The 21,045-nt window shown below is 32.9% G+C and carries 21 protein-coding genes and 1 riboswitch; of the genes, 19 read left to right on the plus strand and 2 right to left on the minus strand.

Annotated elements, in window-relative coordinates:
• Window positions 1-89 precede the first annotated feature (89 nt).
• From ACHAJD_RS07130 to ACHAJD_RS07180, 11 genes are all read left to right on the plus strand, one after another.
• Window positions 90-953 (plus strand): PhzF family phenazine biosynthesis protein, encoded by an 864-nt coding sequence (locus ACHAJD_RS07130; RefSeq protein ID WP_435585171.1) that lies wholly within the window; start codon window positions 90-92, stop codon window positions 951-953.
• 48 nt (window positions 954-1,001) lie between these two features.
• Window positions 1,002-1,610, plus strand: coding sequence for a cyclase family protein (locus ACHAJD_RS07135; protein ID WP_435585172.1), 609 nt, complete (start codon window positions 1,002-1,004; stop codon window positions 1,608-1,610).
• 48 nt (window positions 1,611-1,658) lie between these two features.
• Entirely contained in the window at window positions 1,659-4,361 is a 2,703-nt protein-coding gene (locus tag ACHAJD_RS07140) for a hypothetical protein (protein WP_435585173.1), read from the plus strand.
• A gap of 12 nt (window positions 4,362-4,373) precedes the next feature.
• A complete protein-coding gene (gene cls, locus ACHAJD_RS07145; RefSeq protein ID WP_435585174.1) occupies window positions 4,374-5,915 on the plus strand; it encodes a cardiolipin synthase in 1,542 nt (513 codons plus the stop codon).
• Between the two features lie 13 nt (window positions 5,916-5,928).
• On the plus strand, window positions 5,929-6,342 hold the full coding sequence (locus tag ACHAJD_RS07150; protein ID WP_435585175.1) for an ATP-binding cassette domain-containing protein: 414 nt from the start codon (window positions 5,929-5,931) through the stop codon (window positions 6,340-6,342).
• A 12-nt stretch (window positions 6,343-6,354) separates the two neighbouring features.
• Window positions 6,355-6,840 (plus strand): AAA family ATPase, encoded by a 486-nt coding sequence (locus ACHAJD_RS07155; RefSeq protein WP_435585196.1) that lies wholly within the window; start codon window positions 6,355-6,357, stop codon window positions 6,838-6,840.
• Window positions 6,833-7,687 carry an ABC transporter permease gene (locus ACHAJD_RS07160; RefSeq protein ID WP_435585176.1) on the plus strand — a complete coding sequence of 285 codons (855 nt, stop codon included), beginning with the start codon at window positions 6,833-6,835 and terminating at the stop codon, window positions 7,685-7,687. Before ACHAJD_RS07155 ends, ACHAJD_RS07160 begins: the two co-directional genes overlap by 8 nt.
• A gap of 99 nt (window positions 7,688-7,786) precedes the next feature.
• On the plus strand, window positions 7,787-8,317 hold the full coding sequence (locus ACHAJD_RS07165; RefSeq protein ID WP_435585177.1) for a cob(I)yrinic acid a,c-diamide adenosyltransferase: 531 nt from the start codon (window positions 7,787-7,789) through the stop codon (window positions 8,315-8,317).
• 25 nt (window positions 8,318-8,342) lie between these two features.
• Complete coding sequence (locus ACHAJD_RS07170; RefSeq protein ID WP_435585178.1) at window positions 8,343-9,029, plus strand: pirin family protein; 687 nt, start codon at window positions 8,343-8,345, stop codon at window positions 9,027-9,029.
• Between the two features lie 98 nt (window positions 9,030-9,127).
• Window positions 9,128-9,985, plus strand: coding sequence for a DegV family protein (locus tag ACHAJD_RS07175; protein ID WP_435585179.1), 858 nt, complete (start codon window positions 9,128-9,130; stop codon window positions 9,983-9,985).
• Between the two features lie 67 nt (window positions 9,986-10,052).
• Window positions 10,053-10,382 carry a hypothetical protein gene (locus ACHAJD_RS07180; RefSeq protein WP_435585180.1) on the plus strand — a complete coding sequence of 110 codons (330 nt, stop codon included), beginning with the start codon at window positions 10,053-10,055 and terminating at the stop codon, window positions 10,380-10,382.
• 22 nt (window positions 10,383-10,404) lie between these two features.
• Here the strand turns inward: ACHAJD_RS07180 and ACHAJD_RS07185 are convergent, their stop codons facing one another.
• The gene (locus ACHAJD_RS07185) at window positions 10,405-11,007 is read right to left on the minus strand and encodes a TetR/AcrR family transcriptional regulator (protein WP_435585181.1); all 603 of its coding nucleotides are present in this window, start codon (window positions 11,005-11,007) and stop codon (window positions 10,405-10,407) included.
• Window positions 11,008-11,096: 89 nt separating this feature from the next.
• Between ACHAJD_RS07185 and ACHAJD_RS07190 the strand changes: the two genes are divergently transcribed.
• Window positions 11,097-11,405: a hypothetical protein gene (locus tag ACHAJD_RS07190; protein ID WP_435585182.1), complete on the plus strand. Its 309-nt coding sequence runs from the start codon at window positions 11,097-11,099 to the stop codon at window positions 11,403-11,405.
• 20 nt (window positions 11,406-11,425) lie between these two features.
• Here ACHAJD_RS07190 and ACHAJD_RS07195 read toward each other — a convergent pair whose 3' ends face one another.
• Complete coding sequence (locus tag ACHAJD_RS07195; RefSeq protein WP_435585183.1) at window positions 11,426-13,777, minus strand: ABC transporter permease; 2,352 nt, start codon at window positions 13,775-13,777, stop codon at window positions 11,426-11,428.
• Between the two features lie 182 nt (window positions 13,778-13,959).
• Between ACHAJD_RS07195 and ACHAJD_RS07200 the strand changes: the two genes are divergently transcribed.
• The 7 genes from ACHAJD_RS07200 to kdd all read left to right on the plus strand — a co-directional run bounded on the left by ACHAJD_RS07200 (window position 13,960) and on the right by kdd (window position 21,042).
• Window positions 13,960-16,779 (plus strand): immunoglobulin-like domain-containing protein, encoded by a 2,820-nt coding sequence (locus ACHAJD_RS07200; protein WP_435585184.1) that lies wholly within the window; start codon window positions 13,960-13,962, stop codon window positions 16,777-16,779.
• A gap of 90 nt (window positions 16,780-16,869) precedes the next feature.
• A riboswitch (Lysine riboswitch) is annotated at window positions 16,870-17,046 on the plus strand.
• A gap of 37 nt (window positions 17,047-17,083) precedes the next feature.
• Window positions 17,084-17,497: a MaoC family dehydratase gene (locus tag ACHAJD_RS07205; RefSeq protein WP_435585185.1), complete on the plus strand. Its 414-nt coding sequence runs from the start codon at window positions 17,084-17,086 to the stop codon at window positions 17,495-17,497.
• Window positions 17,497-18,150 carry a CoA transferase subunit A gene (locus tag ACHAJD_RS07210; RefSeq protein ID WP_435585186.1) on the plus strand — a complete coding sequence of 218 codons (654 nt, stop codon included), beginning with the start codon at window positions 17,497-17,499 and terminating at the stop codon, window positions 18,148-18,150. Before ACHAJD_RS07205 ends, ACHAJD_RS07210 begins: the two co-directional genes overlap by 1 nt.
• Window positions 18,143-18,796, plus strand: a complete 654-nt coding sequence (locus ACHAJD_RS07215; protein ID WP_435585187.1) for a 3-oxoacid CoA-transferase subunit B — start codon at window positions 18,143-18,145, stop codon at window positions 18,794-18,796. Before ACHAJD_RS07210 ends, ACHAJD_RS07215 begins: the two co-directional genes overlap by 8 nt.
• A gap of 3 nt (window positions 18,797-18,799) precedes the next feature.
• Window positions 18,800-19,189, plus strand: coding sequence for a 3-aminobutyryl-CoA ammonia lyase (gene kal / locus ACHAJD_RS07220; RefSeq protein WP_435585188.1), 390 nt, complete (start codon window positions 18,800-18,802; stop codon window positions 19,187-19,189).
• Window positions 19,182-20,024 (plus strand): 3-keto-5-aminohexanoate cleavage enzyme, encoded by an 843-nt coding sequence (gene kce / locus ACHAJD_RS07225; RefSeq protein ID WP_435585189.1) that lies wholly within the window; start codon window positions 19,182-19,184, stop codon window positions 20,022-20,024. Before kal ends, kce begins: the two co-directional genes overlap by 8 nt.
• Window positions 20,011-21,042: an L-erythro-3,5-diaminohexanoate dehydrogenase gene (kdd, locus tag ACHAJD_RS07230; protein ID WP_435585190.1), complete on the plus strand. Its 1,032-nt coding sequence runs from the start codon at window positions 20,011-20,013 to the stop codon at window positions 21,040-21,042. Before kce ends, kdd begins: the two co-directional genes overlap by 14 nt.
• The last annotated feature ends 3 nt before the right edge of the window (window positions 21,043-21,045 follow it).

Raw genomic sequence — 21,045 nt, forward strand, 5'->3', positions numbered from 1 at the left:
TGATAACAATTGTAAAATCAGTAAAATTAGGGGAAAATTAATTTTTAATATGATATAATAATAACACAATTATTTAAGGAGGCATAAAGATGAGCCTTACATTATATCGCGTCAGTGCGTTTCCTAAGGATTCTTTAGGCGGTAATGAAGCCGGTGTCGTATTAGATGCTAAAGGGTTAACCGATCAAGAAATGTTAAATATTGCTAAACGTGTAAATTATTCAGAAACAGCCTTTTTACTACCAGGTAAAAAAGCGGATTTTAGATTACGTTATTTTAGCCCAACTGTTGAAGTCCCTTTATGCGGGCATGCCACTATTGCGACATTTAACTTAATGAGAAACTTAGAAATGGTCGAACAAAAAGAATATACCATTGAAACCAATGAAGGCATCTTAAAAGTTAGAATTGAAGAAAATACCGTTCATCTTCAACTAGCCAAACCTAAATATTTTGAAGAAATTAACCCAAGCGAAATCACAAATGCATTAGGCATTTCTAAAAATATTTTATTACCGACCCCAATCCAAGTAGTTTCAACTGGAATTAAAGAAATATTTATGGGTGTAAAAACACTTGAATCTTTAAATGCACTTGTACTAGACACAGACAAAATTATAGCATTATGTGATAAATATGATGCTTATGGATTATATATCTTCACACTTGAGACAAAACATAATTCAGATGCGCACGGAAGAAACTTCATTCCACCTATTGGTATCATCGAAGAAAGTGCAACTGGGACAGCCTCAGGAGCCCTTGCTTGTTATTTAGATAAATACTTAGATAAAAAACAAACACACTTTGTATTTGAACAAGGTTACAGTTTGTTTAAACCTTCAAGTATCGAAGTAAAACTTACCAAAGAAAATGACCGAGTTACAGATGTTTATGTAGGTGGTCGCATGCGATTTATTGACAAAATCGTTGGATTTAATCCAAATAACTAACTGAAGACGCATGTGAGGTGCGTCTTTTTTAATCGAAAGGAAAAAGCCATGAAATTGATCTCGTTAAGTTATAAAATAACACACAATTTTCCAAGTTACCCCGGTGACTACCCTCTATCTTTGGCTGCTGAGAAAACGCATGATAAAGATGGGTATCATTTAAGTATCTTAAAGCAGTCATTACATACAGGCACGCATATAGATTTACCAAATCATATGATTAAAAGCCATAAAACGTTTGAAGATTATCCACTAACTAGATTTATAAATCAAGCAGTTCTAATTGAGAATCATCCTGAAGAATGTGATAAAATTATTGAAAATCACATGGTTTTTATTAAAACAAATCATGTTGATTTAACCCATAAAGATTACTTCGATAGTTACCCTGAAATTCATGAAAAAATAATCGAAACGTGTATTAAAAAAAACGTACCAATATTAGGCATTGATACACCAAGTCCAGATTATGCACCTTTTAACACACATAAAAGGCTCTTTGAAGCAGATATCTTAATCATTGAAAACTTAAATAATCTAAGTTTACTACCCAAACATCAGCCATTTAAAGTATATGCAATCCCTTTAAATCTAGATGCAGAAGCATCACCAATCCAGGTAGTTGTAGAAATTAACGATTTGTATAAGAAAAACTAATGGTTTTTTATTTAAAAATGTTACAATAATATTAAGGGGGAATCGACCATGGATAATGAAAATAGGCTAAAAGATAGGCTGGATAGGGCGTATAAAAAAGTTGTAGAAGAGGTACTAAAATCTGAAGATCAACTCGATGCAAAACATAAATTATATCAATCAAATACAAAACGCATCGATACATCTTTAACCAATAAGTTAAAAACATTTGATGAAAGCATTACCCAACTACATGCCGATTACAAACTGATACATAGTGACCTCGAGAAAGCACACAAACAAGACATAGTTAAATTAGATAAACAAGAAAAAGAAACAACTAAAATTTATGAAAAAGACTTAAAAGAGCTTGATCAAGAACTTGAAAGCAAGCGTACTTTAAACACGCTTAAAGAAGAAAAAATTGATAATGATTATAAAATTACCCTAGATAGTATAAAACAAGATTACAATAAAAAACAAGAAGCACTCGATAAAGAGATTGATAAAGCCAATAAAAATTTCTATGAAAAACAGCTTCAACTAGAAAAAGAAACCGATATTAAAAAGACCACCCAAACAACCATAAACGAAGAAAAAAATAAAGAATTATCACTTTCAATAGATAAAGTATACGAGTCAGCTATAAAAGAAACTCAATCAATTGAAAAAAAATTAAAAGAGTTTGAAATCGCATTTTCTAAATCAATTAAAGAAGCTTTAAAAGCCTATAAAGAGGCTTTAAAGCCTATAGATTTAGAACTAGAAACATTACTAAAAAATCACGAAACAGATTTATCAGAAATCAATACATATTATGATAATGAAATCAATAAAAAAACAAAGTATCAAAAAGAAAAAGAAAAAATAGCTGACCACACAGCCGCAAATGATTATGCAAAAGAAATCAAAAAGCTACAAAAAACACTTAAAGAAACCATTGATAATAAAAAAGAGCAATATAAACAAGCAAAAATACCAATTGATAAACAAAAAGAAGATACAATCAAACACCATCAAGACACACTCTTTAACCTAAAAAAAGACGGTATCGAGAAAATATATCTTTATTTAAATAGTCTTCACGTTGTCAAAACCAAACAATTGATTGATATAAACACGATCAACATTAAACTTTTAGAACAACAAGCTGAATTCAATTATAAAATGGATAGTGTTCAAATCGATCATGATATCCAAATGATTAACTATAACCAAACGCAAGAAGAAGCGAGACTTTATTATGAAAACTTTACAGAACGCTTAAAACCTACCCAAACCATCGATGAAGAATCAGCAAAAAAAACATTTAACGAACAATTAAATGAACTTACAAAATCCCGCAACTATATTAAAGAAGTGCATAAAAAAGATGTAAAACTAAGAAAACTACAACACGCGTTAACGCTACATCAAATTGATTATGAAAAAGATCGTTTATCGCATATGTTTACTTTCGATAAACGCGCCCTTCAAATCGATAAAAATAATCATTTTGTTACAAAAGATAATGATAAAGAAAACTTCCTCATTAAGCACTATTATATTTACACCAAAAACTATATCGCTTTAAAAAGTGATGGTATGTTAGTGTACAAACCAAGCGTTGAAAAAGAAGTTGAAAACCGTAAAAACCTAGAAATTACACGCTACGAAAAAATGATGAAGCAAGCAGAAAAAGATCATGAAATCATCATGAACAATATCGAAGAAATTTATAAGCATGAAATTAAAATATACGAAGAAGCTTATAAAGAAATCGAACAAACCCATAAAGAAACCATTATTCAACTTGCTAAACATCATCAAGAAGAACTTCAAAAAGATAAAGATGCCATCGACTTACTTGATCCTAAAGCAGATAAAGGGCTCATTAAAAAACAACTTAAAGCGTTTGATTATAAGAAAAATGAGTTCAAAGAAATTATGGATGAAAAGAAAGTTGAATTAGAGGAAAAACTTGCTATTTATCAAAAAATGATTGATCAAATTAAAGGCTATCGTTTACATTCTTCTGAAGAAGCAGACACGTTACTCAATCACATTAAAGATCAATTAAGTGATGCAATTAATCATGTGAAACTGCAAGCAGCTGATGAGATTGAACGTTATAACAAACTTTATTTTGAAATTAAACATAGTTCAGATTTATTTGAAACATTCCAACGACAAAGAGAAGAAGATACATTAACTGAAGCAGGAGAATACTTAAAAGTCCGCCAAGCTAAAGAAAATGAAACGAAAGCGACCTATAAAGAAATGCTTAATAAATCCTTAGAGTCGATTAAAAATACATTCAAAGCTTATGAAGAAGAAAATCATAACGATCAAAATGAAACGATAGAAAATTGTAAAAAAGCCATCGAACAAATTGAAACAATTAAAGAAGAAAACCTTAAAAATTTAATTGATCAGTTTAATCACGAAAAACGTAGATTAGAAGGCTTAATAGCTAAATTAACTAATAACTACGACCAACAGCTTAAACAATTAACCAACGAAAAAGATAAAGAAAAAGCATTATGCTTCAAACGTAAAGACGAAGCAGAAAACTTATTAAAAGAGACGCTATCGATTAGACAAAAAGAAAAAAATGCCTACATCAATGAACGTGAACATTTAAAAATCAAAGACTTAAATCGATACAAAGAGTTCCAAAATCAAATCCTAAAAGGTCTTGAAGTAGATGCAATTAACCGTTTAAATGAAGATCAAGTACAGGATATAAAAGACTATCTTTTAGGGGTCAAGGCGATAGAATTTCAGAAGTAAAAGAGGTTACATATGGAAAAAAGCATACGTAAGATAACGAGTATTTTATTTCTCGTTGGATTAGCTATTTTTACCCGTGTTGCACTAGAACTAGTTTATAAAACGTTAAATATTATTTATGAATTTTCACCTTCTGCAGGGTTCTTAATTAGAACCCTTTTTCTCGTATTGGTGATTATCATTTGGTTATCGGTTACCTTAAGAAGTGAGAACCCTTATAATAAACTTCCTTGGTTATTAATCTTGGCATTTGAACCGGTCATAGGCATCACACTATTTCTAACGTTTGGAAGGAGTTTTAAAAATAGTTATCGTTATAAAAAGCGCCCATTAATCAAGTCAAATGATTATATTACTAAAGAAGATTCACCATTAAAACTATCACTAAATAAAGAAGAAACACCCGAATATATTCAAGAGATATTTGAAACCGCCCACAAAATTGCTTTTCATCAACCGTTTAATGATACCGCCGTTCGCATTTTACAAAACGGCGAATCATTTTATCCAGATTTGATAGAAAAACTCAAAGATGCACAGGCATTTATTTTATTTGAAACTTATATTTTTAGAAGTGATACTAGAGGCAATGAAATTATTGATATTCTCATTGATAAAGCCTCAAATGGTATAAAAGTATTTTTTATTGTTGATGGGTTTGGTAGCGTATCAAGAATGTCTTTAAAATCACGTAAACGCTTGAAGCAATCAGCCGTCGAATTTATTATAAATGACCGTGTATACTTTCCGTTTTTCAATACGCGATTAAATTTTAGAAATCACAGAAAGATTGTTGTAATTGATGGCCTTGTTGGCTATACTGGCGGGATGAATATTGGTGATGAGTATGATAACTCCATATTATATGATTATCATTTCCGTGATACACAAGTTTGTTTAGAAGGGGCAGCAGTCTCATCACTGACGACATTATTTTTTAAAGACTACTATTATAATAAAGGCATACACATTACGGATGATTTTTATTATCCTAAAACAAAAGTTCGTAAACAATCTATTACTCAAATTTTGCAATCAGGACCAGAATCTGATGAAGCCAATATTAGAAATGTATACTTGAAAATGATATTTAAAGCCAAAAAATCAATTAAAATTATGACACCATATATGGCACTTGACCAAGAAATTTATACAGCATTAAAAGTTGCGCAACTATCTGGTGTGAATGTAGAAATTATTATTCCTGGTACACCGGATAAATACTTAGTCTATAAAGTTACTCAATATTTTGCGCACGCTTTTGCTAGACATGGCATTAAAATATATGTATATCAGCCTGGTTTTAGTCATAGTAAAATCTTAATGATTGATGATTGCTTGGCAAGTGTTGGGAGTTATAATTTAGACAACAGAAGTGCCATAATCGATTTTGAAGTGAGTGCTTTGTTTAATGATAAAGAGGCACTTCATCAATTAGTCATTGATTTTGAACAAGATAAAAAAGAAAGTATTTTAATAGATCCTTCAGAAAAAAGACCTATTTTTGCAAAATTGTTTGAGGGCATTATGAGCATATTCACCCCAATTATTTAAAGGAGATACCGCTATGATTACAGTTAAGCATTTATCAAAAAGTTATGGCACTGTTCACGCAGTGAAATCTATTTCATTCCAAGTTAAAGAAAGTGCCTTTTTTGCATTGCTTGGACCTAATGGTGCTGGAAAGTCTACAACAATTGAAATTATATCGACCCTACTAAGTCATGATGAAGGTAGTGTCAATGTCAATGGATATACACTAGGGCGAGAAGATGAGGCAATTAGAAATTCTATTGGTGTCGTATTTCAGTATAGTACGCTTGATGCAAGATTAAGTGTCCAAGAGAATTTACGCGTTCGCGCATCGTTTTATAAAATGGATAAAGAAACGTTTAAAGAACGCTATGAAGCTTTAAGAGAAAAAATTCAGTTTGGTGATTATGAACACCAACGAGTTGAAACATTAAGCGGCGGACAATAAAGAAAGATTGATATCGCCAGAGCTTTACTACACAATCCTAAAATTTTAATTTTAGATGAACCAACAACAGGATTAGACCCTAAAAGCCGAAAAGAGATTTGGTCACTTATTTTAGACTTAAAGCAAGCCACAAATATGACCATATTTTTAACCACCCATTACATGGAAGAAGTCTTAGATGCAGACCATGTAATTATCATGCATGAAGGTGAAATTTTGGCTGAGGATTCTGCAGATAATCTGCGCATAAAATATGCACAAGATACACTAAAACTTGTTGCCCATAAAGATATATTGGAACGACTTGATGCAGATAACATTATTTATAAACGCGTAAATAATCTTATTCATGTTCCATTAAAAACCCCTTTTTACGGCATTAAATATGTTCAAAAATACCTGCCTCAAATTGAAACATTTGAAATCATTAAAGCAAGTATGGATGACGTATTCTTAAATATAACAGGAACAAAACTGGAGGATAATAGCCATGATTAGTCGCTTAGTTTTAAGACATATTACGCTTTATGTAAGGGCGCGTTGGGCTGTCTTTTTCTCATTTTTATCTGTGTTAATTATCCTCGGGTTATTTATGTTATTTTTAAGAGATTCATTTGGCGGGGATTTTGGAGAGTTGCCTTATGCAGATTATGTTATCCATACATGGATATTTTCAGGGGTTTTAATGGTATCAACTGTCACAGTACCCCTAGGATTTTATGTTGTCACGATTAGAGATATCGAACTAAAAACCATCAATGATTTTTATGTTGCCCCGATTAAAAGAAGAAATATAGTCATCAGTTACTTTATTGCTGCATTACTCATTGGTAGTATATTCGGATTGTTTAACTTAGTTGTCGGGCAACTTTATATTGGTTTTAAATTTGGCTTATTCCTAGATTTCTTCACGTTATTAAAACTTGTACTGTTAGTTATTTTTTCATCAAGTCTATTTTCAAGTTTATTCTTTTTAGCTTTAACTTATATAAAGTCCTCAGATGCTCATGGGACACTTGGAACATTGATTGGAACGCTGATTGGATTTTTAACCGGATTATATATTCCAATAGGTGTACTAGGCAATACCATGCGTAATATATTAAGTTTACTTCCAACCATGCAAATGGGATCCATTTTCCGCATTGTTTATATGGAAGATTCTTTAGATAAAGCTTTTGTTGGTGCAGGTGCATTTAGAGTACAAATGGAATCTTTTTTAGGGGTTTCGCTTGAACTATTTAATCAGGTCATATCGCCTTGGTTAACGATGATTATTTTAATAATTTGGACCATTATCTTTTTAACCCTGTCAATTATGAGACTAAACGCCTTTAAACGTTAGAAATCCTCTGATTACAGAGGATTAATTTTCTTGCTATTTTTATGTTAGATAATCTATTATGGTGCTATAATAAAAATAAGTAAAAAAGGAGGTTTCAATATGCATATCAAAGATATTAAACAAATCTCTACTAAAAAAGGAGATTCAGGGACATCAAGAAACTATTCAAATGACTTATATTCAAAAGATGATGTTTTATTCGATACTTTAGGTACTATGGATGAACTGAGCTCTTTTTTAGGCCTAACCTTCCATTATACAAATTACGAAAAAATTAAAACCATTCAAGCAACCTTACAAGCCATTAATGCATTGATTGCGACTAATGTAAAAACCCATAAAGAAACATACGATAAACTAAGACATATTAATGAAAAAGATATTCAGTTCATCGAAGAAGAAGAGCAAACCTTACTTTCTCACGCACCCATTGAACCACGCTTCTTCTTACCCGGTAGCGAAGCAAGCATTGCTGGGGCTTATTTTGATCTTGCACGTGCGATATGTCGCAGAGCTGAACGTATGCTTGTAAAATTTATAAACACAAATGAACGTGAAGATTTATCCTTTGTAAGACAATATTTAAACCGATTAAGTGATTTATTATTTATATTAGCTCGTAATTTCTAAGTAACGCATTATTAAGGAGTTTTATATGTTTAAAGTAATCAGAAAATCTCATGTAGGAAAAGAAGACTATGGGTTCGTAACAATTTACCATCATTTTTCGTTTGGAGATTTTTACGATAAATCAAGAATGGGTATAGGGCCTTTACGGGTTGTAAATTTAGAACGTATTATCCCAAAATATGGTTATGATACCCATCATCACCGCGATATGGAAATGATAAATTTTGTTTATAAAGGCATTTTAACTCATAAAGATGAATTAGGAAATGAAGTGAATCTACCTAAAGGCGGCATTCAATATATTCGCTCTGGATCGGGATTTAGTCATAGTGAATGGAATCATCAAGATGAATCCTTAAGAATGATCTCAATTTGGATTGAACCCAAAAAGAGAAATTTAGAACCAGTATATAGTCATAAGGTTTTAAGTGAAGAAGCCATCTTTAATAAAATTGTTAAAATAGCTTCTTATAAGGATGATGCACTATTCAAAATTAATCAGGAAGTGAATGTATTTGTGATGATGCTTGATGAAGAACATTACAAAAATTTTGAATTAAGAGGGGCATCAGAAGTTTACTTAGTTCAAATAGATGGTGAAGCTTATATTAATGGTAAGCAAATATATGCAGGCGATGCAGTCCATGCCACAGAAACCCTTCATATTCAACCGATTTCTCATGCACACTACATTATAATTGAAGTTAGTTAAAAGCACTTATTAAGTGCTTTTTCTTATTTTAATGGCAGTTAATCCGTGCTATAATAGGTGTGATATTTAGAATAAATTTAAGCGAAGGAGATATTAACATGGAAAGAAAAATTGGTATTGTTACAGACACAAATGCCTGTTTAGATTATTTCGATCATCATTACGACATTCCCATTTTACGCTCGATGATTCATTTAGGGGATGAAGAGTTTCTTGATCACATCGAACTAACAGCGGATTCATTTTACGCCCGTATAGAATCAGATAAATCATTAGTCCCAAAAACCTCGCAACCCCCAACAGCTATCATGATTGAAACGTATGAAGCAATGAAGAAAAAAGGCTACACAGATTTGATAGTTATAACGATTTCAAAGCATATGAGCGGTATTTATGGGGCAGCCCAAATTGCGGCTCAAAGCGTTGATGGACTAAGCGTTCATGTCGTTAACTCAAACTCAGTAGCGTTTCCTCAAGCTAAAATGGTACTAACAGCCGCATCCATGGCTGCATCTGGTAAAACAGTCGATCAAATTCTAAAATCAATAGAATTTATCAGAGATAACAATCATATTTACTTTGCAGTAGACACATTAACTTATCTAGTTAAAAACGGACGTTTATCAAATGCCCAAGGCTTTTTAGGAAGTATGTTAAAAATTAAACCACTACTTCATATATCTAAAGAAGGTAAAGTTGAAAGTGTTGAAAAAATTCGTACATTCTCTAAAGCGGTAGACCGTGTGATTGAGATGTTTTTAGAAGAAACAAACGGATTGAACATTGAACCATTTATTTGTCATGCTAACAACGAAAAAGTACGAGATTATATTACTTCAAAGATTCAAGAAGTACGTCCTGAGTTTACAGAAATCTTTAGTATGCCACTTACACCAGCCGTTGGCGCACACGCTGGACCTAAAGCGATAGGACTCGGGTACTATTTAAAAGATTAACTAATTTATTTGTATACTAATTAACTTATGTTACAATGAAACTAAGTTGTAAGGATAAGGTGATGTTATGGATTCGAAAAACTTGTTTTACCATTTAGCAAGGATTATTACTATATCAATCGTACATTTGATTATCGCAGTATATGTCTACACATTACATATTTCTACTATTTATGTAGGGCTTGTTTTGGTGTTTATCACCATGGCTATTATGTTGAGGTACTTTACACTTACCATACAGTTAACCCTCGCAAACCGTGTTAAACGGAAAAAGGAAACAGACCCTTATCTCATAGTGAACGTGATATTAGGCATTATAGTAAATGCCACAATTATTTACGGATATTTCTTAGTTGTCTTTTTTTACATTACCAAAATCATGGAATACTTTGCATAAAAAAAGCACAATATGTGCTTTTTTATTTATAGAAAAACGTTTTAAAGAACTCAATATAGTGTGTTAACTCTTGTTCTAAAATGCGTAAGGCATCATCGTTTTCCTTATCAGGGTGTGCTTTTTCCCATTCAGAAGTAATACGGTTAAATGTCCAAGTAACGATTTTATAAATTTCATCTAAATAATCAGAACTTCTAAATTTACTTTCATCGATGTTTTCAAACATGCGTTTATAATTTTTAATCGTGAAATTATTATAGATCTTCGTGCGTTTTAAAGCGAAAGATTCATCATTATTTAAATGAATGCGCTTTAAAAACATCGCAATCACTTTATGCTTTTGTAACGCAGTGGATTTAGCGATAATAAGATATTTTAAACGATCAAAAAGATCCCTGTTTTCAAATGGGAATTCTACGAATATGTCTCTGTGAATGACTTGCCAAGCCATCTCATAGAGTGTGAAATAAAAGGTTTCTTTGTTGTCAAAATAATGAAAGAGTAAGCCCTTAGAAACATTTGCGGCTTTTACGATTTCATTCGTAGAGACTTTTTTATAGTCTTGTTTTGCGAATGCCTTGAAGCCAGCTTTAATGAGTTCGTTTTTTAGTTGGTGTTCTTTCATATTAATCACCCAATCTTATACTTTTATTATACTATATATGCTATAATACGTTTAATATTTTACTGCATGATTATTTGAGGAGGAATCTTATGATTGATGAAAACGCTTTAACAAGGGCGAAAAAACTAGTTTTAAATGGTCGCTATCAAGTCTTCCACGTTAAGCACTTAGAACCCTTTTTAGAACTTGAAAGTATGGATCGTGTGGTTGTAGGTGGTAAAGAGTACATGCCTTATTTTCATAAAACCACGCAACAAATTGTTTACGGTTATCATGAACAAGTTAATGGCCAAATCATATTTCATTATTTAGCTTTTTCAAAGTTTGATTATTTTTACGGGTCTGATGATTCGTTTATCTGGTTTGATAAAGATGATTTTGGGTTTACGCATTTATAGTAGAGGAAACTCTACTTTTTTTATGCTTTTAAAACCGTTGATAAATCAATAGAAGATAATCGTTTATAAACCATCATAGTAACAGCTAAGATAAGCGTGCTTACCACGATAAAACTAAGCACTGTAACCGGGAAATAAACAGACAAGTTAAACGCAAATCCCAGTGCGGTGTATAAATAGTTTCTCATAAATAATAAAGCAGCCGAAACGATAAAATAACTCAGAATAAATGCGATGAGTAAGCCTACCCATGTTTTATAGAAATAACGCACATATAGTTCTTTATCATAATAACCTAATGCTTTTAACGTTAAATAGGTTGGGACTTCATTTAGTAAACGATTTAACGTTAAGAAATAAAACATTAGTAGTGAAACAACAAGCGCTAAACTCATAAGTAAGAAGGTAACTTGATTAGATAATGTAAATAGCGTTTCTAGTTCCTTAGCCACATCTTCATAGTTAACAATGCGAATAGCTTGGGGGTCACTAATGGTTTCGTTCATTGTATAGTAACCATTAAAATACTCTGCAGGAAATCCTAATCGAGCATTTAAATCCGCTTGATTAATATAAATTGCACTTTCAATTAAATCATTATTAATTCCGACAATTTCCTGCGTATAAACTAAACTACCAAAGCGAAGACTCACCGTATCGCCAATGGTTAAATTATATTTCATTGCAGCATGTTGTGTTATCACAAAGCCATCAAGCAGGAGTACATTTTTCGCCAAATCGTTATCAACAAGTTTTTTTAAAGTGACCTCTTGACTAATACCATAAGCTGAAACTGTAAATGTTTCATCAAGAAGTTGATTATTGATTGCAACCATTTTAGTCGTGGTCGTTGTGAAAGGTTCACTTTCAGGACGTATGGTATTTGTAAAACGCGATAAAACCACGCGGTGGGTATAATCATTGCCTTCCAAAGTCGTATCCTTAAAATCGGTAATCATGTTCCTAGTAAATAGGGATAGTAAAAACAAAGAACTCACAATCGTAAACATGACAAGTGATACTAAACCACGTCTATAGGTAATAAGCATTAATTTAAACTTACTTAGTACAGGTTTATAATTAAAGCGACTTAAAAGTGCAAAACTATAAAAATAGATAAACATCAAAATTAAAATTATTGGCGTTAATACAGCTTTAGCAATCAAAGTAAAATCAATACTAAAATCAGCGTGTGGCATTTGATAGCGGATACTATAGGCTTGAAAATAATAATAACTCATTAAGATGCCGCTTAAACAAGCTATGAGAATTATCATCGATAAAACAATCCCTAAACTAAGTAAAGATGTAGATAACATCGTTTTTGAATACCCTAAAGCAGTAAGTAAAGTTAAGTCTTGTTTTTGTTGGTCGATGAAATGCTTTAAATAAAGCAGCACTAAGATAAACCCAAAAAAGATAAATATTCCTAAAAATAATTCACTTAATATGCCTGCAAAATTTGTTTCTATATAGATTGCGTTCACACGCATATTATATTCAAGTGGTACGATGGTTTGAACCATCTGCATGTTTCTACCAAGTAAATGAAGTTCTTGTGTATAAATATCTTGAACATCGAAAGTTTCAGCTAATAAGGTAAAATCACCTTTTGCTTGGTATTTAATCGTGAAAGGTCTTGTCATAGAATAAATTCCTTGATCTGTTGCTAAAATGAGTGTTTGATGTTTAGGGTTATAGTTTAACGCATTGGCCTTAATCGTAGGGAGTATATAATCTGGCGCATAAAAGTAACCAACAATGGTATAGGTTCTATGCAAAATACTAAATGAATCCCCAATACTTAAACCATTCGCTTGAGCAAACGCTTTATAAACGTTAATTTCTTGATGATTTTCAGGAAGTCTACCTTCGTGGACTAAAGGGATATTAATTAGTTCATTAATCGATATAAAACGGTATATATTATCACCAGTTTCAATGTTCATAAATACACTACGCTCAATTTCAAATCCATAATCGTTTATTAAAGGCAACATAATTGGATCATATAAAGTATCAAACAAATCAGGTCGTGCATAAATACGCTCTTGGATAATACGGTTTATAAAATTCATTTGAACAGGATTGGTTTCATCAAGCCCAACACATTGTGCGATTTGTAAGGTTTGACAAACCGTTAAACGCTGTTGACCTGTTAAAGATTCAAAACGTATTTGTCCTAAGGTTATATGAAAATCTTCGATATTTTGACTACTTGTAAAATCATCTACGGGTTCAACCAATCTAGTAGTTAACATATTAATGCTTACATAAGAGGCAATAATTACGAACAAAATAAACCCAAGAATCATTGGGTATAAGTAATTTTTTATCAGTTTTTTGAACTGATCTTTAAATAAAATCTTCATAAAAAACCCCCGAAGCAATATAGTTTTATTATACACGAAAATGACACACTTACAGCATTGACCACACTCACATTATAAAACATTATAATTAGTTAAAGTAATTATTTTGTACCTTACACAATTTATTCACAACTAAATTATATAATAAAAATATATTACAAAATTATAAAGGGGTGTTTTAAATGAAAAAGGTTTTATCTTTATTCTTATTACTAACCCTCACGCTATTACTTAATGCTTGTGGTTTATTTGGACAACCAGACCCAGATCCAGACGACAGAACGCCACCAACTATTTTAGGTGTTACAAACGTCACGATTACTCAAGGAACAGCATTTGATCCACTTGCAGGTGTAAGTGCAGTAGATACAGTAGATGGGAACTTAACAAGTGCAATTACTTTTATAGGAACTGTCGATATTAATACACCGGGTAGCTATACACTAACTTATAGTGTTACAAACACTAACGATCAAACCACTACAGTTAGTCGTACAGTCACTGTAACTGAAGTCGATCCAGATCCAGATCCAGACCCAGATCCAGACCCAGATCCAGATCCAGATTTAATTGATACAATCATTGCATCTTGGACAGGGGATTTAGCATTTATGAATCCACTCATGGCGTCTATGGGCATTACACAATCATTTGAACTTACTACAGTTGTAAATGTAACATATCTAGATCCATTCGATGGAGCTGAATATGATACAGAACTCACGATGATTGATACGTATGTAAGATTACTTGAAGCTACTATGATTAAACGCGACATGATTATTGATGTATACGACTTACCTGAACCAGTATCATTTAGTGTAATTCTCGTTATCTATGATGACTCAGTTATCGTCTACCTCAATATTGCACCGCTACTTGAGGAACTATCTGGTGGTGAAGTAGAGGTTATCTTTGAAATGTTAGATGTTCACCATGACTGGGCAAAATTTAGATTTGATGATTCACTCGCTAACATGGTAGAGTTTGAACTCATGAAATTATTCTTGCGTGAAATTATGATTGCACGTATGCCAGAATTAGAACATCTAGACGAAGTTGAAGACATGCTTTTAGAACTTATCGGTGCAGATAAAGAAGAAGCAAATATTCAATTACAATTATTATTTGATACATTATTTACATTTGATTTAAATGCTGTCGTTGCACATTTCTTTAATATCAACTACAGTCATTTAATCGAAAATGGAGAAGAAAACGTTATTCGCCCTGAAGTTATAGCACTCATGCTAGAACTTGAAACAGATTTAAGAGCAGACGGATTCGATTTTGATTTATACTTTGATATTTTAGAAACCGATGGTGTGTTTGCATTACTCGATGCATTAACCATACCACAAGCAGAAATCTTAGCGGATTACTTGGAAGGGATTCCGTTTGTCATGCTACTTGAATCTTATCAAAATGGAACATTAATTGAAGATTTCCTCTTATTTGCTATTGAAGAAGGGGAAATGGAATTAAGAGACGTACCAGGACTAGATTATGACGCACTACATGCTTATATAAGTAATATCGACTTAGTTGCTTTAAGAGATGCTGTAGAAGTGTTTGACTTTAACGAGCTCATTCAAGCACTTTATAGTGGCGATTTCCTCAACTACTTCGATGATTTAGAAGATAGTGAGTTTAAAACTTTATTAAGCATTGTTCACGAAGTTGTTTTATACAATATGCGTGAATTAGGTGCTATATATGAATACCAAACATTGATAAGTGACTTTGGAAGATTCAAACCATTTATCACGATGGACTTCTTTGGTAGTCATGAGGAAATGGAAATTGATTTAGATCGCGTTGATGATGATTATTTACAAGCAACTATGTACTTAAGTCATGACTTATTCTATGCATTCGCGGTTGAATTCTTTGGTGAAGTTTGGCTTTATATTGATCAGTTACATAGCGTAAACTTACCACAAGTAAATCCAATCAATTGTACAGGTGTAGACTGTGAAGAATTCTATGAGTTAATCGCATTATTTGAGTTCTTAGAAGGTATGGATCCAATGGAACTCATCATGTTAATTAATCCAGAAACCCGTGATGCGATTTACATGAACATGGATTTGGTTCCATTCTTAGAATATATCGGATTACAAGTAGAAGAACCTTCACCATTTACAAGATTTGACATTGAAATGACGATTAAAGGTAACCAAACCATTACCTTGCCAACTGAGTTTAATGATGTAAACCGCATTATGGAAGAAGTTGGACAATATGCTTTAATCGATCAAATGTATCAAATGCTTAAAAATATTTATTGGGAATTAGATAACTTAGAAGAAGGTACTTATGCATTAGAAGATCTAATTGAAATCGTTGGAACTGTAGGTATTTTCCATAAAACACTAACAACATTTACCATTACTGAAGACGACATTATCGGTCATTTCGTTTATATCGATGGTAAACTCGTTACAACAGCACCAGTATCACTTAACTTCTTAGAAGAAGAAGTAGACCAACAACATACAAGAACATCATTCTTAGAATTGATTGGTATATTAGAAGAAGATAACTTTACACTTACTCGATTATTACTTGTATTCTTCTCATATGAAATCTATGATGATTTATATGGTTGGGATGACTGGGATTGGGATTACAATAATGATTATTATTATAATCAGTTCCCAATGATTCATGATTTTGATGATATCGCATGGGCCGCTAGCAATTATTCAGACGAATTATGGGTATTATTTGGCTATAATAACATGTGTTACGATTGTAGTTGGATGCATTGGGATATATATCATTACTATTACAACACAAACCCAAATCATTACTTAAGACTTTATGTAATTAACTATAACAATTCTTGGAGCTCTGCACCATTTGGATTTACCTGGGATCAACCGTTCTTAGCAATCTATGATGGCGATGTCCTAATTGAAATCGTTTACAATCCAGGGGATATTTTGGATACTATGTATAATTTATCTCAAGGAACATATTTACCTCCAGGAGCATAAAAACCATTAAAAGGCGCGAAAAATAGCGCCTTTTTTTGTATGACAAAAAAAGATTGACAACGCTTACATTATCTACTATAATTAACTCGGAAAGCATACAGAGGCGCGTGTGATGGGTATCTATTCCTTCATAAGAAGTTGGACATTCTTTAGGATAGAAAAGGCATCACACGCCGAAAGTTGCGAAACGTCCAACTCGCAAACTTGATGAGTGTAGGGACACTACAATCATTGCCATTTCTTTGAAAATGGAGAGCTGTTTATTTAAAAACAGCTCTTTTTTGATATTTTAAGGAGGAAATTTATGATTAAATCTATGCAAATCGGAGAAAAAAGAACGTATCAACGAACGATTACAAAAGAGGATGTTTTAACATTTGGAACGTTAACTCATGATATGAATCCCGCGCATTTTGATGAAGATTATGCTGCAAAAACTATGTTTAAAAAGCCAATTGTTCACGGCATGTTACTGGGGTCATTATTTAGTAAAGTTTTCGGACTTGAATATCCAGGTGAAGGCACGATTTATTGTTCACAATCATTGAAATTTTTAAGACCAGTTTACCCAGATACATTATTAAGTGTAGTCATCACAGTTAAAGAAATTATACTAAAAAAAAATAGAGTCATATTTACAACAGAAATATTTAACGAGTCAAACGAACTAGTCTTAACAGGTGAGGCCATGATGATGCCACCTAGAAAGGATGCCTAATGAATAAATGGATTGAAAAACAAACCTTTTTAGATCAGTTAAAAGATGGCTTAAGTATAATGGTTGGTGGGTTTATGGCATGTGGATCACCGGAACTACTCATTGATTGGATATATGAGAGTCATGTAAAAGAATTAACCATTATTTGTAACGATGCAGGATACCCTGATAAAGGGGTAGGGAAACTTATTGCCAACGGGCAAGTTAGAAAACTCATCGCTTCACATATTGGGTTAAATCCAGAAGCAGGACGATTAATGAGTGAAGGCAAAATGGAAGTAACGCTTGTCCCTCAAGGGACACTTGCAGAACAAATTAGAGCTTATGGGGCAGGACTTGGTGGGATTTTAACCCCAACGGGTATCCATACCGTAGTTGAAGAAGGAAAAAGCGTGATTAATGTACAAGGAAAAGACTATTTGTTAGAAGAAGCACTTGGCGCAGATTTAGCTTTAGTTGAGGCGAATGCGAGCGATGAACTAGGGAATTTAATCTATGATAAAACGGCCCGTAACTTTAATCCTATAATCGCAACCGCAGCTAAAAAGGTGATGGTATTGGTGCATCATAAAGTTAGTCATATAGACCCAGAACATATTATTACGCCTCATATATTTGTTGATGGCTTAATTGAGGTGGATCGCTATGCATAATGCAAAAGAAATCATCGCAAAACGTATTGCTAAAGAATTAAAAGATGGTGATTTAGTTAATTTAGGTATTGGACTCCCTACTTTTGTTGCCAACTATATACCAAGTACCATTTCAGTATTTTTACAAAGTGAAAATGGTCTTATTGGGTTAGGCCCAAGTCCTGAGACTGAATTAGATATCGATAAAAACTTAACGAATGCTGGTGGACAATATGTCACTTTAATGCCAAACGGTATGTATTTTGATTCCGCAACATCTTTTGGAATTATTAGAGGTGGTCATGTGGATATAACAGTGTTAGGCGCTTTAGAAGTTGATCAAGAAGGTTCGCTTGCATCATGGATTATTCCAGGTAAACTTGTCCCTGGAATGGGTGGGGCAATGGACTTAGTAGTTGGGGCAAAAAAAGTTATTGTTGCAACGACCCATACTAATAAAGGCATCTCTAAGATTAAGCAAACTTGCACATTGCCTTTAACGGCGTATAAAGAAGTTGATTTAATTGTGACAGAACTAGCCGTCCTTGAAGTAAAAGAAGATGGGCTTTATTTAATAGAGCGTCATCCAGATGTAACCATAGAAGAAATTATTGCCCAAACAGAAGCACCATTAAAATATAATCATGTATCACTTATGGAGGTATAAATCATGAAAGTCATTCATAGATTAAGATTAAGCCAACAAGACGCGCATTACGGAGGAAACTTAGTAGACGGTGCAAAAGTTCTTGCATTTTTTGGTGATGTAGCTACAGAACTTCTAATTCATATCGATGGAGATGAAGGATTATTTAGAGCTTATGAAAAAGTGGACTTTTTAGTACCTTTATATGCAGGTGATTTTATTGAAGTTGAAGCCCAACTTATTCACAAAGGTAATACTTCAAGAAAAATGCATTTTAAGTGTTATAAAGTGATTACTGCAAGAACAGATATAAATGAAAGTGCTGCAGATTTACTAGACGAAAAAATTCTTACAACCGAAGCCATTGGGACATGCATTACACCACTAAATAAACAAAGATTGTCTCATGAATAAACTTATTATTACCTGCGCGATATCTGGTGCAGAAGTTAAAAAAGAACATAATCCATATGTCCCATATACGATTGAAGAAATGGTTTCAGAAGCTTATGAAGCCTACAGTGCAGGGGCTTCAATTATTCACCTGCATGCAAGAGAAGATGATGGTAAGCCAACCCAAGATGCTAAAAGATATGAAGCAATTATAAAAGCCATTAGAAAAAAATGTCCTGATGTGATTATTCAACCATCAACAGGTGGGGCTGTAGGCATGGATATGACTACAAGACTCCAAGTCACAAAGTTACCCCTTGAAATGGCAACCCTAGATTGTGGGACACTAAATTTTGGTGGAGATGAAATTTTTGTGAACACTGAAAACGATATTAAACTAGCAGCTCAAATCATGCATGAGAAGAAGATATATCCTGAACTCGAGTGTTTTGAAAAAGGGCATATTGATATGGTTTTGAGGTTACACAAAAAAGGGTTTATCCATGAGCCACTTCATTTTAGTTTTGTCTTAGGGGTTAATGGTGGAATGACCGGAGAATTAAGAGATTTTCACTTTTTAAAAGAAAGCATTCCCCCGCACGCAACCTTTAGTGTTGCAGGGATAGGAAGATATGAGTTTACCCTAGCAGAACTCGCCATACAATATGGCGGGCATGTTCGCGTGGGGTTAGAAGATAATATCTATATTGAAAAAGGTGTGTTAGCCAAAGGAAATCGTGCATTAGTAGAAAAAGTGGTTCAAATGGCGAAACACTATAACCGTCAAATTGCTAGTCCAAAAGAAGCAAGACAAATTCTAAAGATGAAGGAGTTTGATTCAAATGAAATACTCTAAATATGGTATTCACCGTGTTATTGAACCGGTTGGAATTTTACCACAAGCTGCAAAAAAACTTGATAACACCCCAATTTGTCATCCTAATGAGATGCTCATAGAAGTGGATACATTAAATATTGATTCGGCTTCATTTCATCAAATAAAAGAAGCATGTTCAAACGATATAGAAAAAATGAAAACGATGATACTAGATATTGTAACTAAACAAGGTAAGATGCAAAATCCTGTAACTAAAAGCGGCGGCATGCTCATTGGTAAGGTAAAGGATGTTGGAGAAAAATTTCATGATCAATCCATAGAAATAAACACTAAAATTGCGACGCTTGTTTCATTATCGCTTACGCCTTTATATATTGATGAAATTTTGTCTATTAATTTAAGCAATGAACAAGTAAAAATTAAAGGGGACGCAATCTTATTTGATTCAGGTATTTACGCTGTGATTCCGGATGACTTAGATGAAAAACTAGTTTTAGCTAGTTTAGATGTGGCTGGGGCACCAGCACAGGTGAAAAACTTAGCTAAAGATGGGGATACAGTGTTTATTATCGGTGCAGCTGGAAAAAGTGGCTTATTATGCGCTTATCAAGCTAAAAAACAAGTTGGACCTTACGGAAAAGTTATTGGGCTTGTTAATGAACAAGCACAAAAAGATTTACTTAAAAGTTTAAATTTATACGATAAAATCATTTTAGAAGATGCAAAAGACGCCATTAAAGTCCATGAACAAATATCAGCCATAACGCTTCATCAACTTGCTGATTTAACCATCAATTGTGTCAACATAGAAAATACTGAAATGACCTCTATCTTAAGTACTAAAGACCAAGGCACTGTTTACTTCTTTAGTATGGCAACCTCGTTTACTAAGGCTGCACTAGGTGCTGAGGGTGTTGGGAAAGATATCACGATGATTATTGGAAATGGGTATACAAAATCCCACGCAGAAACAACGCTTAATATCATGAGAGAAAGTAAGGTACTTCATGATTTGTTCATGAAGCGCTATGCTTAGGAG

The sequence above is a fragment of the Liberiplasma polymorphum genome (assembly GCF_043951795.1).
Taxonomy (GTDB): Bacteria; Bacillota_I; Bacilli_A; order Izemoplasmatales; family Izemoplasmataceae; genus Liberiplasma; species Liberiplasma polymorphum.

Bases quoted from the DNA above. Each gene is read 5' to 3' on its own strand.
- ACHAJD_RS07130 (WP_435585171.1), top strand. From the start codon at position 90: ATGAGCCTTACATTATATCGCGTCAGTGCGTTTCCTAAGGATTCTTTA.
- ACHAJD_RS07135 (WP_435585172.1), top strand. From the start codon at position 1,002: ATGAAATTGATCTCGTTAAGTTATAAAATAACACACAATTTTCCAAGT.
- ACHAJD_RS07140 (WP_435585173.1), top strand. From the start codon at position 1,659: ATGGATAATGAAAATAGGCTAAAAGATAGGCTGGATAGGGCGTATAAA.
- cls (WP_435585174.1), top strand. From the start codon at position 4,374: ATGGAAAAAAGCATACGTAAGATAACGAGTATTTTATTTCTCGTTGGA.
- ACHAJD_RS07150 (WP_435585175.1), top strand. From the start codon at position 5,929: ATGATTACAGTTAAGCATTTATCAAAAAGTTATGGCACTGTTCACGCA.
- ACHAJD_RS07160 (WP_435585176.1), top strand. From the start codon at position 6,833: ATGATTAGTCGCTTAGTTTTAAGACATATTACGCTTTATGTAAGGGCG.
- ACHAJD_RS07165 (WP_435585177.1), top strand. From the start codon at position 7,787: ATGCATATCAAAGATATTAAACAAATCTCTACTAAAAAAGGAGATTCA.
- ACHAJD_RS07170 (WP_435585178.1), top strand. From the start codon at position 8,343: ATGTTTAAAGTAATCAGAAAATCTCATGTAGGAAAAGAAGACTATGGG.
- ACHAJD_RS07175 (WP_435585179.1), top strand. From the start codon at position 9,128: ATGGAAAGAAAAATTGGTATTGTTACAGACACAAATGCCTGTTTAGAT.
- ACHAJD_RS07180 (WP_435585180.1), top strand. From the start codon at position 10,053: ATGGATTCGAAAAACTTGTTTTACCATTTAGCAAGGATTATTACTATA.
- ACHAJD_RS07185 (WP_435585181.1), bottom strand. From the start codon at position 11,007: ATGAAAGAACACCAACTAAAAAACGAACTCATTAAAGCTGGCTTCAAG.
- ACHAJD_RS07190 (WP_435585182.1), top strand. From the start codon at position 11,097: ATGATTGATGAAAACGCTTTAACAAGGGCGAAAAAACTAGTTTTAAAT.
- ACHAJD_RS07195 (WP_435585183.1), bottom strand. From the start codon at position 13,777: ATGAAGATTTTATTTAAAGATCAGTTCAAAAAACTGATAAAAAATTAC.
- ACHAJD_RS07200 (WP_435585184.1), top strand. From the start codon at position 13,960: ATGAAAAAGGTTTTATCTTTATTCTTATTACTAACCCTCACGCTATTA.
- ACHAJD_RS07205 (WP_435585185.1), top strand. From the start codon at position 17,084: ATGATTAAATCTATGCAAATCGGAGAAAAAAGAACGTATCAACGAACG.
- ACHAJD_RS07210 (WP_435585186.1), top strand. From the start codon at position 17,497: ATGAATAAATGGATTGAAAAACAAACCTTTTTAGATCAGTTAAAAGAT.
- ACHAJD_RS07215 (WP_435585187.1), top strand. From the start codon at position 18,143: ATGCATAATGCAAAAGAAATCATCGCAAAACGTATTGCTAAAGAATTA.
- kal (WP_435585188.1), top strand. From the start codon at position 18,800: ATGAAAGTCATTCATAGATTAAGATTAAGCCAACAAGACGCGCATTAC.
- kce (WP_435585189.1), top strand. From the start codon at position 19,182: ATGAATAAACTTATTATTACCTGCGCGATATCTGGTGCAGAAGTTAAA.
- kdd (WP_435585190.1), top strand. From the start codon at position 20,011: ATGAAATACTCTAAATATGGTATTCACCGTGTTATTGAACCGGTTGGA.